General features: G+C 40.9%; 15 protein-coding genes. 2 read left to right on the top strand and 13 right to left on the bottom strand.

Going from position 1 to position 17,223, the window contains the following annotated elements; all coding sequences use genetic code 11:
• The first annotated feature begins 116 nt into the window (after positions 1 to 116).
• Entirely contained in the window at positions 117 to 302 is a 186-nt protein-coding gene (locus B9Y87_RS04315) for a CsbD family protein (RefSeq protein WP_085496461.1), read from the top strand.
• Positions 303 to 425: 123 nt separating this feature from the next.
• On the opposite strand, the gene B9Y87_RS04310 is transcribed toward B9Y87_RS04315, so the two are convergent.
• Both B9Y87_RS04310 and B9Y87_RS21780 read right to left on the bottom strand, forming a co-directional pair.
• Positions 426 to 1,448 (bottom strand): AI-2E family transporter, encoded by a 1,023-nt coding sequence (locus B9Y87_RS04310; protein WP_085496459.1) that lies wholly within the window; start codon positions 1,446 to 1,448, stop codon positions 426 to 428.
• Positions 1,449 to 1,719: 271 nt separating this feature from the next.
• Positions 1,720 to 1,887 (bottom strand): lmo0937 family membrane protein, encoded by a 168-nt coding sequence (locus B9Y87_RS21780; RefSeq protein WP_139827138.1) that lies wholly within the window; start codon positions 1,885 to 1,887, stop codon positions 1,720 to 1,722.
• A gap of 505 nt (positions 1,888 to 2,392) precedes the next feature.
• Here B9Y87_RS21780 and B9Y87_RS04305 point away from each other — a divergent pair.
• Positions 2,393 to 3,304 (top strand): YihY/virulence factor BrkB family protein, encoded by a 912-nt coding sequence (locus B9Y87_RS04305; RefSeq protein WP_085496457.1) that lies wholly within the window; start codon positions 2,393 to 2,395, stop codon positions 3,302 to 3,304.
• Between the two features lie 226 nt (positions 3,305 to 3,530).
• Here the strand turns inward: B9Y87_RS04305 and B9Y87_RS04300 are convergent, their stop codons facing one another.
• The 11 genes from B9Y87_RS04300 to B9Y87_RS04255 all read right to left on the bottom strand — a co-directional run bounded on the left by B9Y87_RS04300 (position 3,531) and on the right by B9Y87_RS04255 (position 17,120).
• Positions 3,531 to 5,549 (bottom strand): aceric acid hydrolase, encoded by a 2,019-nt coding sequence (locus B9Y87_RS04300; protein ID WP_085496454.1) that lies wholly within the window; start codon positions 5,547 to 5,549, stop codon positions 3,531 to 3,533.
• A 234-nt stretch (positions 5,550 to 5,783) separates the two neighbouring features.
• Positions 5,784 to 7,283, bottom strand: a complete 1,500-nt coding sequence (locus B9Y87_RS04295; protein WP_085496453.1) for an FGGY family carbohydrate kinase — start codon at positions 7,281 to 7,283, stop codon at positions 5,784 to 5,786.
• A 42-nt stretch (positions 7,284 to 7,325) separates the two neighbouring features.
• A complete protein-coding gene (locus B9Y87_RS04290) occupies positions 7,326 to 8,294 on the bottom strand; it encodes an ABC transporter permease (protein WP_085496450.1) in 969 nt (322 codons plus the stop codon).
• Between the two features lie 6 nt (positions 8,295 to 8,300).
• Complete coding sequence (locus B9Y87_RS04285) at positions 8,301 to 9,818, bottom strand: sugar ABC transporter ATP-binding protein (RefSeq protein WP_217807482.1); 1,518 nt, start codon at positions 9,816 to 9,818, stop codon at positions 8,301 to 8,303.
• Between the two features lie 3 nt (positions 9,819 to 9,821).
• Positions 9,822 to 10,442 carry a DUF2291 family protein gene (locus tag B9Y87_RS21775; protein WP_176225586.1) on the bottom strand — a complete coding sequence of 207 codons (621 nt, stop codon included), beginning with the start codon at positions 10,440 to 10,442 and terminating at the stop codon, positions 9,822 to 9,824.
• Position 10,443: 1 nt separating this feature from the next.
• The gene (locus B9Y87_RS04280) at positions 10,444 to 11,403 is read right to left on the bottom strand and encodes a D-ribose ABC transporter substrate-binding protein (protein WP_085496448.1); all 960 of its coding nucleotides are present in this window, start codon (positions 11,401 to 11,403) and stop codon (positions 10,444 to 10,446) included.
• On the bottom strand, positions 11,396 to 12,385 hold the full coding sequence (locus B9Y87_RS04275; RefSeq protein WP_085496445.1) for a transketolase family protein: 990 nt from the start codon (positions 12,383 to 12,385) through the stop codon (positions 11,396 to 11,398). Before B9Y87_RS04275 ends, B9Y87_RS04280 begins: the two co-directional genes overlap by 8 nt.
• 3 nt (positions 12,386 to 12,388) lie before the next feature.
• Positions 12,389 to 13,273: a transketolase gene (locus tag B9Y87_RS04270; protein ID WP_217807481.1), complete on the bottom strand. Its 885-nt coding sequence runs from the start codon at positions 13,271 to 13,273 to the stop codon at positions 12,389 to 12,391.
• Positions 13,274 to 13,287: 14 nt separating this feature from the next.
• The gene (locus B9Y87_RS04265; protein ID WP_085496440.1) at positions 13,288 to 14,709 is read right to left on the bottom strand and encodes an L-fucose/L-arabinose isomerase family protein; all 1,422 of its coding nucleotides are present in this window, start codon (positions 14,707 to 14,709) and stop codon (positions 13,288 to 13,290) included.
• A gap of 23 nt (positions 14,710 to 14,732) precedes the next feature.
• Positions 14,733 to 15,509 (bottom strand): DeoR/GlpR family DNA-binding transcription regulator, encoded by a 777-nt coding sequence (locus B9Y87_RS04260; protein WP_085496437.1) that lies wholly within the window; start codon positions 15,507 to 15,509, stop codon positions 14,733 to 14,735.
• Positions 15,510 to 15,704: 195 nt separating this feature from the next.
• A complete protein-coding gene (locus B9Y87_RS04255) occupies positions 15,705 to 17,120 on the bottom strand; it encodes a nucleoside hydrolase-like domain-containing protein (RefSeq protein ID WP_085496673.1) in 1,416 nt (471 codons plus the stop codon).
• Positions 17,121 to 17,223: the final 103 nt, after the last annotated feature.

The following is a 17,223-nucleotide window of genomic DNA, read 5'->3' as shown; positions in this document are numbered from 1 at the left end:
GGATCAAAAATGGAATCTTTTGAACTAGTACCAATAGTCATTTAGGTCTAATTTTAATATAGATAAATTATTCACCTGTCTGCCTTTTAAAAGCAGACCTTAAATACAAAAATACTATGAACAGTGATCAATTGGAAGGAAAATGGAAACAGGTCAAAGGTAAGTTCAAACAGAAATATGGTGATCTTACAGATAATGACCTAACTTATTCAGAAGGTAAGTTTGAGGAATTCTTGGGCCGGTTGCAAGAAAAAACCGGAAAGAAAAAAGAACAATTAAAAGAAGAGATAGACAATCTGTAGCCTCGAAGGCAAGAGATTAAAACTCTTTGAACAACCCCTACATTCATGTGGGGGTTGTTGTTTTGTGGCAGTTGGAATAGAAAGAAGTTGACCATGGGAAAAATAAGAAACTACTATAATATTTTAAAGTCTATCCTTGTTGTCCTTTGCGTATTCCTTCTTATACATTCTTACAATAATCAGGAAAAGACTAATAAGAAGTGGACCAAATATCAGCCCTATAAAACCAAAAATGGGAACCCCTACTATTACTCCGATCAGCGTAATTAAAGGATGTACATTGTCCAGTTTTTTAAGGACAAATAGACGAAATAGATTATCCGTAGCCCCTACCACAATAATTCCGTACAAAAGAATCCCCCAAGCTTGAAATGTATTGCCGTTTGAGAGCGACAATATAAAGACCGGGACAATTCCCAAAAAAGAACCTACAAAAGGAATCATAGAACCTATGGTAACGATTACCGCCCAGAAAAAGGGGGCTTTAATCCCAAATACCAAAAACCCAACCAATGATACAACCCCTTGTGCCAAGGCCACCAAAGGAATCCCCAGGGCATTGGAACGTACCATGGCCCTAACCTCCTCTCCAATTATCTTTAAATTATCCTTACTTATAGGAATATATTCAAATAAAGATTCCCGCAATTCCCTGCGATTGGTCAACATATAAAAAAGCATGAAATACATGATAGAAACGGCAATAAAAATATTGAAGGTACCACCGGCAAAGCCCTGTAGGCTATTGGACAACCATGTAGATACAGCTCCTGCGTCTATTTGGGAGGTGAAATCATATCCAAACGTATTTTCCCATTTTCCCATTTGGTTTTCCACGGCAGAAATCACCTTTTCGGAATTCTGAACGGCATTCTCTACCTTATTGCCCAACATTAGAACAATTCCTGAAATAGGCAATAAAATACATACGAACGACCCAATGAGCAAGACGATAGCGGCTAGATTGGGGTGCCAACCCTTTTTAACAAGTTTTTCCATGGGCCTACGCAAAAGCACATATATGGTTATGGCTCCCAAAACTCCCGAAAAATATGGTAGTATCGCCTGAAATATAAGCCCTCCCAACATAATAATGAGAAGTAAAATAAATATCTGGCGAATTATTTTGGGTTCTATTTGTGTCATAGTTGTGTTGCCTAATTAAATATTGTCCATATCAATCAAAAAGTTATTTTACGGGCTAATTGAGTTCTTTAAGATCATTACAGTGAATACCCTAAATTACAATAGCCCTGGAATTTCGTAGTACAAAAATCCCAAGACCAAGATTCTGATTCATACATAATAAGCCCGTTTCCTTTAATGGTTTCCAATTTGGCCGTTGCAATATTGGAAATACAATTGGGAACTTAAAATAAAGGAAAAAAGAGCTCCGAGATAGGTAAATCGTAAAATATTAAAGCGGCTTTCGACCCGATATAATATTATATAAAACGGCAATAATGGCAATTACCAAAAGAATATGGATCAGATTACTGGTTCCCATTCCGGCAACTATGCCGAAGAAGCCCAAAAGCCAAATAATAATACAGATAACAGCTACCAACCAAAGTATACTTCTCATAGTTTAATGTTTTAGTTATTAAAATTTATGTCCAGAAAAATACTTTTAGCCGAGGCTGACTTAACATTTCCAAACAATTTAAAGTTATTCCAATCCCTTATCGAACTGTAATTCAATAGCTAAATTTATTAATGCAATCAACACTTAATGATAATCCAAAATGTACATGCACTTCTTGGAAAACATTATTCTTTAAGATTTTTGAAAAGCAGGCCCACCAATGATTTCTACATTTAAAATTAAGGCCCCCTTCAAATTGGATTAAAATTGAATGGATTAACGTTAAGACATTCAAAGATTTTGGATTAAGTTACCTTTCAGGTTGATACAATAAAAGGTATTAAACCTCAGGGCAAGCCCTGCACCCAATCATAGGAATCGACCCAAGGGTCGAGGTATTGAACCTAGATCCCGCCGAAAAAGGCGGGATTAGTTCAACTTGCAATTTTCAGTGCGTCTTTCTGACTTCTGAAAATTGAGTTTCACTAATAAAAAACAAAACTTTATGGATAACGATAATTCGGAACGATTCTCTTTCAAGGCCTTGCCCAGTTTGATCGTTGAAACCTATAAGTCATGGTTGTCCAAGGATCCCTTTAGGTCCAGTGCAGTAGTAGCCTATTACGCTATTCTCTCACTACCTGCCCTATTGGTAATCATCGTAAACCTCGTGGGTGCGGTTTGGGGAACGGAAATAGTTCAGGGAAAACTAACAGAGGAATTTTCCATGGCCCTGGGGAGTGACGCTGCAACATCAATCCAAGCTATGATTGAGGAAACACAAAGCGCAGAAAAAAGTACCCTATCCTCCATTATTGGTATCGGCATTCTTCTTTTTGCCGCCACGGGGGTTGTTTATCACTTAAAAATATCATTGAACGCCATTTGGAAAATTAAATCGGACCCAGAGGCGAAAATAAAAAAAGTGATTATAGACCGTGTATTGAGTTTTGCCTTTATTCTGGCGATCGGTTTTCTATTGCTTATCAGTTTCATAGTTACGGCAGCCATATCTATCCTCAACGACTTTATACGGGAGGTTTTGCCCGATGTGCTACTTTATGCAGCCTATACCATAGATTTTCTAATTTCCATTGCCATTATATCGGTTCTTTTTGGACTAATGTTCAAATATCTCCCCGATGCCAAGGTAAAATGGCCCCCGGTAAAGATTGGTGCAATTTTAACCGCGCTCCTTTTTGTATTGGGAAAATCGGCCTTGGGTTATTATTTCGGACTGGCAGAACCTGGATCTACTTACGGTGCGGCGGGTACTATAGTATTAATACTATTATGGGTATCCTACTCCTGCCTTATCCTATTCTTTGGGGCCGAGTTTACCTATAATTATGCGGAAAGGTTCGGACATGGTATAAAGCCGAATAGCAGGGCTGTTAAGGAAAATGAACCCTGTTAGCGGTTATATGTGGCCCATTGCACCATTGGAGTGGCAATTTTTAAATGAATGACATAACCGTTACATTCTTTTACGCTTTTCCTTAGCCCCAGTAACCCTATTTCTTTGTTGCCTTTGCTTTTCAATTCCAGAAGGAAAAAGGGTATGTTAACTGAAAAACCAATTCGGACATATCTTTATTATCCCCATTATTCCCAGTACTGGCTAATGGTAGTACTATCCAGTTTTAATGGGACAACCAAACGCTCATTTCTCCTTGGCCTCTATTGCCCCAGACATAGTAAGGAATCAATCGTAAATCAAAGCTATCTGTAGGTTCACTGATTCTGCGGTAAAGTTTCTTATTCCAGTCCATCTCCTTCCCAGAAGCAGTAGCTTTTAAAACCAAAACATTACGGCCTTCAATCTTCAACATCTCAGGCTCCATACTAGAAGCCTTATCCAAAACAATCTGGTTAACGCTAATGTTTTCGGGTAAATCCGCAGATTCGGTACAGTAGACCAATGGACCTCTTTTTACTGCTATTTGGTTCTTGGTCTCCTCTACCATAGGATTTGCCTCCATTAATTGTACAACCATTGGTAGATCTAAAGCTATCTTATCACCTGATTTCCATTTTCTCTTTATTTCAAAATAATTCCCTGGCGAAGGATCTCCTTCCCACTTTTTGCCGTTCACCAACACTGAGGCGGTAGTGGCCCATCCAGGAATCCTCAAGAACACTTTAAACTCCTCCCTTTTAATTTCTTTAAAAGTCATATCAATTACTCCATTCCAAGGGTAGTCCGTTTTCTGTTCAACATGCAGCTTGGAACCATTGGCTAAAGTGGTATTAAGAAAGTTGCTTCCATAAAGATTAACATATAATCCCTGATCTGACAAACTATATGCATAATTATTTACCTCGGCCAATGTACGGGTAATATTAGGGGGACAACAGTTGGATTTGGATATATAACCTTCCCTCGTATTGCCCCATCGTTGTTGAAATGGAAGGTCTTTGGTAACGTTAAGTGGGTTGGTATATAGGAATTCTTTCCCATTGAGGCTAATACCGGAAAGCACGCTATTGTATAGGGCCAACTCCATAATATCGGTATATTTGGATTCTCCAGTTATCTGCAGCATTCGCCAGTTCCATAAAACATTTCCTATGTTGGCACAGGTTTCGTTATGTGCCGTAGCATTTGGTAATTGATAAGGCCTGCCATAGGCCTGATGTATTTTTTGTACTTCTGAAGGATTGTAGGAAGTGCCGTCCGGAGAAACCCCATCATATAAAGCTCCACAAGCACCGGTAATATACATTCGGCTATATACCACATCTTCCCAAATGGAATTGAGATTTTTCAAAAGTTGTTCCTCCCCCGTTTCAGCATAAAGGTCAGCGACTCCGGCATATAGATAATTGGCCCTAACCGCATGCCCCATGGCGTTCATTTGATCCCTAAAAGGTATACGGTCCTGGTTGTCATCTGTACCGTCACTGGTAGTCCCCCGAATATTGATCAGATTGTTGGCCAGCTCCAAATACCTAGGATCTTTTAAGGTTCTGTACATTTCTACCACCCCCATATAATGGGACGGACATATGGCATTACGTGCGAGCTCCGGAGAAGCTTTTTTATAAAAGTCATATAAAAAGTCGGCCACGCCCTTCGCTACTTTTAGAAAATTATCTTTACCCGTAGCCCTGTAATGGACACAGGCGGCCGTCATCAAATGGCCCATATTATACTTCTCAAATCCCAATTGCTTTTGTAATTTCTCCGGCCCCAATGTGCCCCAGCGCTCCTCTATCAAAACAGGGGTATGCAGATAGCCATCTTTTCTTTGGGCTTTGGCTATCAGGGCAATTGCCTCATCCATTTGGGTGCTAAGTTTGGGATCTTTGGTAACCGCATAGACAGCGGCCATCCCTTCAAAAAGTTTATAAAAATCCCCATCATGGAAAGAAGGACCTTTATGTTTGCCCTTCATCAATCCAGCGGCTATCTCAAAGTTTTTATATGCATGCGTAGTATCGCTGTGATAAAGCTTCCACATGTAGGGCATGGTATGATTCCTCTCCACATCAAACTGTTCTTTCCAAAAGCCATTTGTCCATTGTACGGCATCAAGATCTACACTTTGCAATTTTGCATATGGACTATTTTCATTGTTGATCAAGCCCTTGCTTTGGGCGCACACCCCAATGGTCAATATAACCATCGCGTTGATCAAAACATATTTTTTTAGTATCATACCAGTTCGTTTATTGCCATTAACCAAAAACGGATATTACCCCACCACTTAGTTATAATTATTGTTGTTCAGGATATAATTAAGGTAACTATAATTTTGTTCAATTGGTTTATAGCCCTCTTTAGAGCCAAATACACATATGTTGTGAAGGTCTATTCTTGCCTCAAGAACCGTGAATCTTATCCCTACAACCCTGTATCTTCAATTTTTTTTTCAGCGCAATGAATTGCGATATCACCTTTTTTTTTCTGCGATCAACTCTTGCCAAGTTGTGTATGAGTCACGTAAATCATCCGACAACTTCCCCGGTAGATAGGTCACCAAACCTTTATATACCGGTTTTGGCAAATCTTCAATACTTTGCCAAAATCCCACGCCTAAACCAGAAATTAAAGCCGCTCCCCTTGCCGAAACATCGGAAATGCCAATGTTGGTAACCGGTGTTTGCAGTATATCGGCCAAAAACTGCATCAAAAAGTGATTGGAAGTGATTCCTCCGTCTACCTTCAATTCCTTAAGTTTCTTTTTGGTCTCACTTTCTATGGCACCGACCACATCCTTTATTTGGAAGGCTATTGATTCCAAAGCTGCACGAACTATATGGGCCTTTGAAGTACCAAAGCTAATTCCGTGGATCGAGGCCTTCCATTCCTTTTTCCAATGTGGCGCACCCAATCCGCTAAATGCAGGAATTAAATAAACCCCTTCATTTCCAGTAACAGATGTAGCCATTGGTTCTATCTCTTCATTATCCGAAAATAACCCGAGCTGATTTTTTAACCATTCCAAGGTTGCGCCACAACTAACAATAACACCCTCCAGAGCATAATTTATATTTTTTTGTGCACTCCATCCAATTGTAGTTAGAATACCATTTTTGTTCTGCTGTGCCACCTGTCCTGTGTTCCATAATATGGAAGACCCCGTACCTAGAGTGGCCTTGGCCATCCCCTCAGTAAAACACTCCTCCCCAAAGAAAGCGGCTTGAGAATCCCCTATCATTCCCGTGATGGGTATTTTGTTTGGTAAAATACCTCCAAAATCAGATTCACCAAAGAACGCTGAAGAGTGCATAACTTCAGGAAGTTTAAGCCCTGTGAGGCCAAATTCATCAAGAAGCTCTTCATCCCATTTTAAATCATAACTATTAAAAAATAAGGTTCTAGAGGCATTTGTATGATCCGTATAATATTTCTCCTTATTGGTCAGTAAGTACAATAGCCAAGTATCAATAGTTCCAAAATAGGCATTTCCCTGTCTTATAGCCTTGTCTATGACAGAATTGTTCTGCCTGAGCCACATCATTTTGGTTGCCGAAAAATAAGGATCTATTGTAAGTCCTGTTTTTACATTGACCAATTTCTCCAGACCATGTTGCTTTAATTCCTCACAAATAGCCACTGATCGCTTACATTGCCAAACCACCGCATTGTGCAAAGGTTCGCCATTGTTGTCCCAAACAACGAATGTTTCCCTTTGATTGGAAATTCCACAGGAAATTATGTTCTGTTCTTCACCTGAAAAGCTTTCCATAAAGACACTATAACATTTCCCAACCGCTGTAAGCACGTTCTGATAAAGTTCATGGGGATCTTGTTCCACAAAACCAGGTAAAGGATAATAGGATTTTAGTGGCTCCGATGCCTTGGACACCAAATTTCCCATGGTATCAAAAATTAGTGCTTTTGTGCCACTCGTACCCTGGTCGATGGATAAAATATAGGTTTTGGCCATTCTTTATGTAATCGATTAGTGTTTTTCTTGTCTTACCTCGGGTTAGTCTTCATTGGGATGGTTTACCCTATCCATAATTACCGCTATTAAAATAACCAAGCCCTTAATAATCTGTTGCCAGAAGGGGGATACGTTGAGCAATACCAATCCACTATTGAGCACTCCAATAATGAGCGCTCCCTGGACAGTGCCCATGATGGAGCCCCTACCACCGGATAGGGATGTGCCCCCAATAACAACGGCGGCAATGGAGTCCAGCTCATAACTAAATCCGGCATTGGGCTGTGCGGAATCCAATCTCGAGGTCAGTATAATTCCTCCAACGGCCGCTAAAATACCGGCAATGGCATACACCCAAATTTTAATTTTATTGATATTTAAACCTGATAGACGTGCAGCGCTCTCATTGCCTCCAACGGCATAAATATATCTCCCGAATTTGGTTTTTTTGGTTATGACCACAGCGATGGCAACAACAATTATTGTTATCCAAACCGGCATTGGAATCCCTAGAAACCAACCTGTTCCAATAAATGCGAAATTCTGCCCCAAACCGGTTATGGGAAAACCTCCTGTCCATAGCATTGTTGCTCCCCTAGCAATGGTCAACATGGCCAAGGTTGCCACAAAGGGAGGAACTTTAAATTGGGTAATCATCCATCCATTAAAAAGTCCCAGTCCCCCACCCACAACAAAGCCACCTAAAATAGCACCAAATACCGTAAAGCCTAGATAGAGGTTCAAGGAAGGAATATCTACACCAAATTTTAGCAATCCAGCAGCCACTGCACCGCTAAACGCTAATATGGAACCCACTGAAAGATCTATGCCCCTAGTCAATATCACTAAGGTCATCCCTACGGAAATACATACATTTACAGAAATTTGCCGCATAATGTTCCAACCATTTTCCATGGTAAGAAACTTATCCGACATGAAGGCCAATACCACGCACATCACCAATAGGGCAATGATGGACTGGAATTTAATTATAGTCGTTTTTATGTTCATTTTTAATTATAAAATTGCAGCATTCATTATTTTATCTTCGGTGGCCTCTTTTTGGCTAAACACGCCTGTAATACGCGATGCTCCCATCACTATTATTCTATCACAAATGGCCATAATCTCCGGTAGTTCGGAAGAAACCACCAAGACCCCTAGCCCCTCTTTAGCAAGGTTATTGATCAAATGATAAATCTCGTTTTTGGCATTTACGTCAATGCCACGGGTAGGTTCATCCAGAAAAAGTATTTTTGGGGTCGTTGCCAACCATTTAGCCAACACTACTTTTTGTTGGTTGCCGCCGCTTAAATTTTCTGATTTTTGCCCAGGAGAAGACGTTTTTATGTTAAGATTGGAGATATATTTTTTGGCCAAGTCCGTTTCCAAGCCTGAATTAAGCAATCCATTTTTTACGATTTGATCTATACTCGCCATACTAACATTCTTGAAAACGGGCATTTGTAATACCAAACCATCCGCCTTGCGATCTTCTGGCACCAACCCCATTCCGTTAGCAACGGCGTCCATTGCTGAGGTAATTTTTATCTCTTGTCCGTCAATATAGATATTTCCGACCATGGTTTTGGAATGAAGCCCAAAAATGGTCTCCAACAATTCGGTCCTGCCGGCCCCCATTAAACCAAAAATGCCCAGTACTTCTCCCCTTCTTAGGTTGAAACTCACATCTTTTACCAAATATTCCGATTTTATGGTGTGCTTAGGAAGTGATATGCCTTCCACCCTTAAAACCTCTTCGCCCAATGGTAAATCTTCCTTAACATAAAGATTCTTGATATCGCGTCCTACCATTAAACGAATAAGGTCCTCTTTTTTTGCTTGGTCAATATTTTCAATGGTACCCACCATTTTTCCATCACGCAATCCTATAAACCGATCGGCTATCCTAAACAACTCATCCAATTTATGGGATATGTAAAGAATGGAAACCTGTTGTTCCTTTAGGGTAGCTATAATTCTAAAAAGCACTTCCACTTCGGCGTCGGTAATGGCAGAGGTGGGTTCGTCCATAATAACCACTTTTGCTTCTTCCAAAAGAGCCTTGGCAATTTCTACTTGTTGCTGTTGGCCTACCTTCAATTTAGCCACTAGCGTATTGGGCGGTACATTACATTCCAACCGTGCTAATAGGGCCTTGGTTATTTGGTTCATTTTTTTGAAATCCAACATACCAAAGGAATCCACAATTTCACGGCCCAAGAAAATATTGGCAGTTATGCTTAGATAGGGAATTAAGTTAAGCTCCTGATGAATTATGGCAATTCCCCTTCCCATGGCATCTTTTGGGCTGGAAAAATTCACTTCCTCACCGTTCAAAAGTAAAGTGCCCTCATATTCGGGATATACGCCGGACAGAATTTTCATTAATGTAGATTTCCCCGCCCCGTTCTCTCCAACGATTACATTGACCTTAGCTCTATGAACATCAAGTGATACCTGATTAAGCGCAGTTACCCCCGCAAATTTTTTGGTGATATTTTCCGCCCTTAATATGATATTTTCCTCCCTCACAGCTTATTTTATATCTAAAATTAAAGGAATGATTCTTAAATTTTGAAGATCAGGATTTTTCGTATTCACCTCAACAGCCCCCTTAAAGTAAATATTATTGCCTTCTTTTACCTTCTTCATAAAAGGAGGAACAATGTCTGTTCGTACCCTATTGTTAACAGCTACTGAGATACTATTGAAATCCATCGTATTTTGATAATCGCCAATATTGGCCATTCCTGACCCTTCACGTATGGCATTCCCGAATATAAAATCCGTGGCAACAAGTAATTCCGGTCCAGCTCCCCCTTCAATTTTAACAATAACATTTTCAGGTCCTATATGGAGCACTTTGCCATTGCCTTCCACAATAAAGTAATAGTCATGGCTTATCCCCAATTTACGACCTTGTTCGGCAGTAAATTGCATCAGGTCGTCTTGCAGCGCTTTTATGAATTGCCCTGCCTCCACTGCCGGGAGTCCGGCTAATTTTGTTTCCAAAAACTTTTGGGCAAAAGCGTCGGGATCAAAAACACCTTTTTTTTGAGCTGTATTCCTCTCATTCAACGTTTCAAAATAAACCGAGTTGTACAAAGCCACACCAACTAGTAGTGTTATCAGAAGATATTTGATAGGCTTTTTCATGCTATTCCTCACTGCCATAGGCATCAAATTCACTTATATTATCCTGAGTTACTATTTCCACGGCAATGGGCATTTTTCTTTGAATATTGCGTTCGCCCTGCAAGTACTTATCAGCCAATTCAGCGGCTGTTTGTGCCATGAATTTGGGCGATTGCATGGCTGTGGCCATAATTTTTTTATCCCTAATGGCATCCATGACGTCTTGTGATCCATCAAACCCAAATACCATAACACTATCCGCTTTTCCAACCGAGACCAAAGCCTGATAGGCCCCCATGGCCATGGCATCGTTACCACAAAAAACTGCATCAATATCAGGATTGGACTGTAGTACAGATTCCAGGACCTCCATGGCCTTGCTTCGATCAAAATCTGCACTTTGTTGAGCCACCATCTTTAAGTCGGGGAAATAGTCCACTACACTGTGAAAGCCCTTGGAACGGTTCCAGGTATTATTATCTCCAACAAGCCCCAATAGCTCTACATATTTCCCTTTCTTATTCATTTGCCTTACAAAGTATTGCCCTAAATCCACACAGCCCGAAAAGCTATCGGAAATTATCTGGGTTACCGGACCTTCCAAGGAATTTACTTCCCTATCCATACAAAAGGTAGGAATGCCCGCTTGTTTAGCCCTATTAACATTACTGACCGACCCCTCGGCATCGGTAGGGTTAAATAAAATAGCACTATATCCTGCTGCAATTAAATTTTCAAAATGTTCGGCCTCTTTGGCCGTATTATTCTGTGAATCGAAGATAGTGGTCTCATAGCCCAACTCCCTTGCCCGCTCTGCAGCCGATTCGCCCAAAACCACAAACCAGGGGTTGTTCAATGTAGAAATAACCACGGCCATCTTCTTGGGTCCATTGTTATCCTTACGGCCACAGCCAAATAGCATGGCCCCGATAATTATAAGAACAATAGTCCTTACAATAGCAGAAAAAATTTGTTTATCCATGCATTGAGGGGTTTTGAGTAAGTATTTCCAAGCCAAGATTATACAAACCTTCTTCTGAAATTCCGTAATGCTGAAATATTTCCATTTGAGAACCGGTAACGGTGTATTCATCTGGAATTCCAACAATGCGAAATGGATTATTGTACCCTTTTTGGAAAAGGTGCGACGCACAGGCTTCTCCCAGACCACCATTGACCATGTGCTCTTCAACAGTGATAATTGGCTGGCCTCCGGCCGCCAAATTCTGTAAAAGATGGGTATCCAAGGGTTTAATGGTGTGCATGCTCACTACCGTAGCGTGTATCCCCTTATCGTCTTCAAGTTTCTTTGCCGCCAACCAAGCCGGATAAACCGTTTCACCTGAGGCAATAAAAGTGAGGTCCTTACCCTTGCGAACAACTCGACCTTTACCAAACTCAAAGGTTTCATTGTCCACATTTAAAAATGGCATTGCCTTTTTCCCCAGTCTCATGTAAATAGGCTTTACAGATTGTGCAGAAAGGCGAACGGCCTGTTCGGTCTCAAAGTTATCTGCCGGAGCCACAATAACAATATTGTTAATGGCCCTAAGGGCCGCGTAATCGTGTAAACTATGATGGGTGGTACCAAGGGCACCATAACTTACACCTGCACTTATGCCTACCAAGATTACTGGGTTATCGGAATAAGCAACATCGTTCTTGATCTGCTCCAGGGCACGGGCGCTTAGAAAACATGCAGGAGAAACTGCAAATGCCTTTTTACCTGCCGCGGCCAAGCCGGCTGCAACTCCCACAAGATTCTGTTCAGCAATGCCCACTTCAACAATTTGATTAGGATACTTTTCACCAAAGGGAACCAACTTACCTGAGCCCCTTGAATCACTGGTTACAGCAATAATTGAGCTATCGGCAGCTGCCAACTCTTGCAAAATTTCTGAAAAAACCACTTGGTTAGGTTCCCCCATTATCAAGTTTTCTTCTTTTATTTTATCCAATTCCATATACTACTGAATTAGTGCTTCTGCCTCATTTAATTCTGATTGGGCCAATAAATACTGCTCCTCTGATGGTACCCCGTGGTGCCATTTCAGTACCCCTTCCATATAGCTGACACCTTTGCCCTTGGTGGTATGTGCTATGATAAAGTTAGGTTTTCCCTCTTCTATGGGACCATTGTTCAATGCCTCCTCCAATTGATCAAGATCATGTCCGTCTACCTCCTTTACTGCCCAGCCAAAAGCCTCCAGTTTATCACGAATGGAATCGGTATTCATAACCTCCTTGTTGTTTCCGGTAATCTGTTGTTTATTATTGTCCAGAATGGCGTACAAATTATCCAATTTATAATGTGAAGCCGATAAAAACGCTTCCCAATTAGATCCTTCGGGCAATTCCCCATCCCCTAGCAGGGTAAATACACGATGACTTTTGTCATCCAATTTCGCTGCAATGGCCTCGCCAACACAAATGGACAAACCATGACCCAATGCCCCAGTGTTCTGTTCAACGCCATGAACCTTTTTTGTAGGATGCCCAATATAGTGCGATTGATAATGACAAAGCGTTTCCAAATCAGATTCCGGAAAAAAACCGCGGTCCGCCAAGGTTACAAAAAGCGCTTCTACACAATGCCCCTTACTTTGAATGTACCTATCGCGATTTGGATTCTTAAAATCTTTGGGATCAACATTCAGTACCTTATTGTACAGTACGTTCAAAATATCAATACACGATAGGCTCCCCCCTGTATGGCCAGCCTTTGCCTTATAAATATATTTTAGAATATTTTTTCTAAGAACTACCGATTTTAATTTTATTTCCCTGTTTGTCATGTTCGTAAATTCTTTCAAATTACTGCTCGTTAAACCATACCTGTTGCTACCGTTCATAACTGAACCAGAAATTAAACCTTATGGTGGTATATATCCCAGCCCATATAATTGCCCAAAGCTTCCTGCAAAATGCCCCCAGTCTTAGAGGCGTTCATAACTACGTGGTGTTCAAATCCGTTTCTGCACACATACTGCATCAAGCCCTGCAGATTAGGAATTTGGGCCACCGCCCTGTTCCCAAAGGTCTTCAATGGGTCATCTGTCAACTCCCCTTCACCGAAATAAGCTTTGATAATACCTTTGGGATCATCCGTACTTATTCTCCCATAGGTAAGTGGACTTGCCGGTGTTCTACCATCTAGTGCACCATAGGTATTCTCAACGCCAACGGTAGTTCCGAGGATTGGAGCGGTATCCATCTTAATATCGGGTAAAAAGGATTTCGCCCAATTGCCACAATGAAAAAGAACACATTTATTGGGATCATCGGCATAATTGTTATTCCAATCCACCAAAGCACTCGGGGAGCCGGAGGCCAATTGCATGGCATACATACTAAGGGTCCCGGTAACATCGACCTCACAGGCAGATGGCAACATATTTTCGGACATTATACTCATGCTGGTACATACGTTACATCCATAATTCTGCTGCAATGAAGTCCAACATTGAATAGCCGTGGCATCCAATGCATACTCTTCCATAAACCCTTTTAAAACAACATCCAATTTTGCAATCTGTAACATAGCTTCATTGGGAGTCTTGCCTTGGGCCACATAGGCATTGATGGACTCCAAATGTTGCTTTACCGAGGCATCGTCCTTTGTTAGTTTATTGGCCTTGCCCAATATTTCGGATAAATCAACCGTAGTAACCGTAATGCCATTGCGCTGCAATATTTTTTCGGAATAGCGCACTGTGTTAAAGGCACCAGGTCTAGCCCCAACAGCCCCGATCCTAACGTTTCTTACACCCCTTACTACCCTGCACACGGCAACAAAATCTTTCAAGTCCTGTTGAAAAAGGGCATCGGAAGGATAACATACATGCTGATTCGTGAGTGAATACTTTATTCCATACTGATAAAGGTTATTACAGACTGAGATTTTACCACACCAGGAATCCCTGCGATTTACAACATTCATCTTCGTCAATTCGTCGGGATAGGCCTGTACCAATACCGGTACGTTCAGATTGGCCATTTTTAGCGTATCGGCCACCCCCTTCTCATCGCCAAAATTTGGCAAAAGCACCAATACCCCGGCAATTTCCTCACTGTGTCTCTTAAAGAGTTCTGCACATTTTTGAGCTTCCCTAAAGGTTTCCACACCGCCTAGCTTGGTATCGGTACTTCCCAATAAAACCGGTGTCAAATTTAATTTTGCAAAGACATCGATAATCTCGGTCCTAGCCTTTTCCACCAAACTATCCGGAAAAAAATCACGATTCCCTATTATTATCCCAATGCTTAATGGCAATTTTGCGGTACTCATATTCTTATAATTTTTATTTCTTATTAATCAGCCTTGGCCAAAATCACTTCAATTTCATTATCCTTAAAAACCTTTAGATCCTTTTCTTCCATTCCTGAATCCGTAATGATATAATCTATCAATGAAAGTGCTCCTAGACTGGCTAGGGCACTTTTGCCAATTTTAGAGCTATCGGCCACCAAATACGTAATGTCCGCAGCATCGATCATTGCCTTTTTTACTACAAGATCACTTATACTTGGATAGGTAAGACCGGATTTCAAGGAGATGCCAGCCGTAGCCAAAAATAACTTTTGCACGTTAAGTCCTTTAAAAAAATCGGCCGCTTTTTGCCCTGTCAATGATAAGGTAGGCGGTTTAAATTCACCCCCCGTCATGATAACTTCAATACCAGGTTCAGTGCCCAACAATAATGCGATATTAAGGGCATTTGTAATAACAGTTAAATCTTTATATCCTACCAGTTTTTTTGCAATTTCGGTGGTTGTACTTCCAGAATCCAGAATAATGGTGTCCCCGCTCTCAATAAACTCAAGACATTTTTGTGCTATAGCCTCCTTCAATTCCAAATTATCCTGTTGAACCAGGGAAAAGTTGCGTACCTGATCCCCCATATTTTTAAGATAGGCACCTCCGTGCTCCCTCATTATCAATCCTTGATTTTCCAACTTTTCCAAATCTTGGCGAACAGTAACCTCGGTGACCTTAAAAAGTTTGGCCAGGTCCGCCACCTTTGCAGATCCGTCCTCCTTTAAAAATTCTACAATCTTTTCACGCCTCTTATTCGGTAAATATGCCATAGTTCATAAATAATAGTAAATATTCGCAAACAAATAAAAACTCTTTTAATTTAAATTCAAAATATATCGTTCCACTTATTATTGCCCCACTATTTTAACCAACTTCATTATAGCATCAAAAAGACCCGTACGCAAAACTTTAAAATAGGCGGCATTTTGCAAAAAATCCTCAATACCAAAATAATTGTGCCACATTTATTTTTTCGGTTCACATATTACACGGCGATAGCTGGACAAATTGTGCATGCCGCTATCGGTTACCTCGCAAATTATATGAAAACTTTCACCACCCGCATCTGGAGGCACCTGCAGTATAGCATTCTTAGCGTTACTATTTAATATGTTTATTTTCCCAGTAAACGTACCAGCCTCTGGTTGAACCCACCAATGATAACTTAATGAATCCCCATCCGGATCATAGGAAGCCGATGCATCCAATTCAACACTGGACCCCACCTGAGGCTTTATGGTGATGCTTCCCAATCTACCATCACCATCAATTACAACAATAGGATTACGATTACCTACACCATTCTGAACCCAATCCATTCTAGCCGCAAAATTGTTGAATGTAGCCGCATAAAAATGATCACCATATCTTCTGCAAATTTCACTTTCATCCCCAGTAAAATTTACATACGAGTAGCCATTATCATCCTCTCCCTTACCCCATTGGGAATAGCCTCCCCAACTTACTTGGGTTGGTTGGTCAGGATCATTGAGACCGTTAGGCATGATATGCAAAAAGGAAGGGGTATCCCCCTCAACCCCCCATACATATTTTGGATATTGACTACCCAGACTACCATGATTCTGGATATGCTCCTCATAATCCGCCCACTTATTTTTCCCAGTCCCATTCTGATATTTCCATGCACAATCATCCCAAATAAAAAGTAGGTCATCTGCAAACTCTCGGCGCATCCATGCATGGGAGCTAGTTTCAAAACTAGATTTTTGCGGTCTATCCTGGTCCGTGATTGCATATGCCCGGATTTTATTCAGAAATACTTTTAATCCCGATTCGCCCTGGTCCTGTTCTACTTGCCAAATAGCCTGTGCCAATGTATTACCACCTCCCCAAAAACAAACCCAAATAGGACGATCGTCATCCTCGCTCGCCAACTGCACAATAAGATTACTTCCGTCAGAAATATTTTCAGGACCAACCTTATCCATACCCATATACAAACTACCAAACATTGTACGTTCCTTTAAATAATCGGCACTTGGCCAGTAGCCAATTTGCTGCCTTTCCTTATCATGGGCAAAACCATTTTGATTGGAACGCTTGGCCAGATTAGGCAAATCCCGCCCATAAGCCTCTATAACACCTGTAGCAATGTCCTTAAATTGCTTAACTTCATTAACATTATCCATACTCCACCCTGTTGTAATTACAATCCCTTCAATTTCAAACATATCGGCATGAACCAATAACCTAATCAGAGATTCATGGTCATCCGGTTCCCAGGTCGATATATCGGTAAGTACCACCAAACGAGGCTTCAACGGCGCCGCTTCCACGGATGTCACTATGGCCTTTGTCCGCAATGAAGAGCATGAAACCGAAACGAAGTAAATCAACATTAAGAAAAAACTGGACTTCATAATTCCATTTAATTTATACACTGAATTTTTGATTGGACACTTTAACCCCTTAAATATATTATTCCCTTTACCAACATTATAATCAGACAATTCCTTTTGGGCA

Origin of the sequence: Arenibacter troitsensis, from assembly GCF_900177645.1 — a bacterium.
Taxonomy (GTDB): Bacteria; Bacteroidota; Bacteroidia; order Flavobacteriales; family Flavobacteriaceae; genus Arenibacter; species Arenibacter troitsensis.
This window is presented reverse-complemented; position numbering and strand designations above follow the sequence as displayed.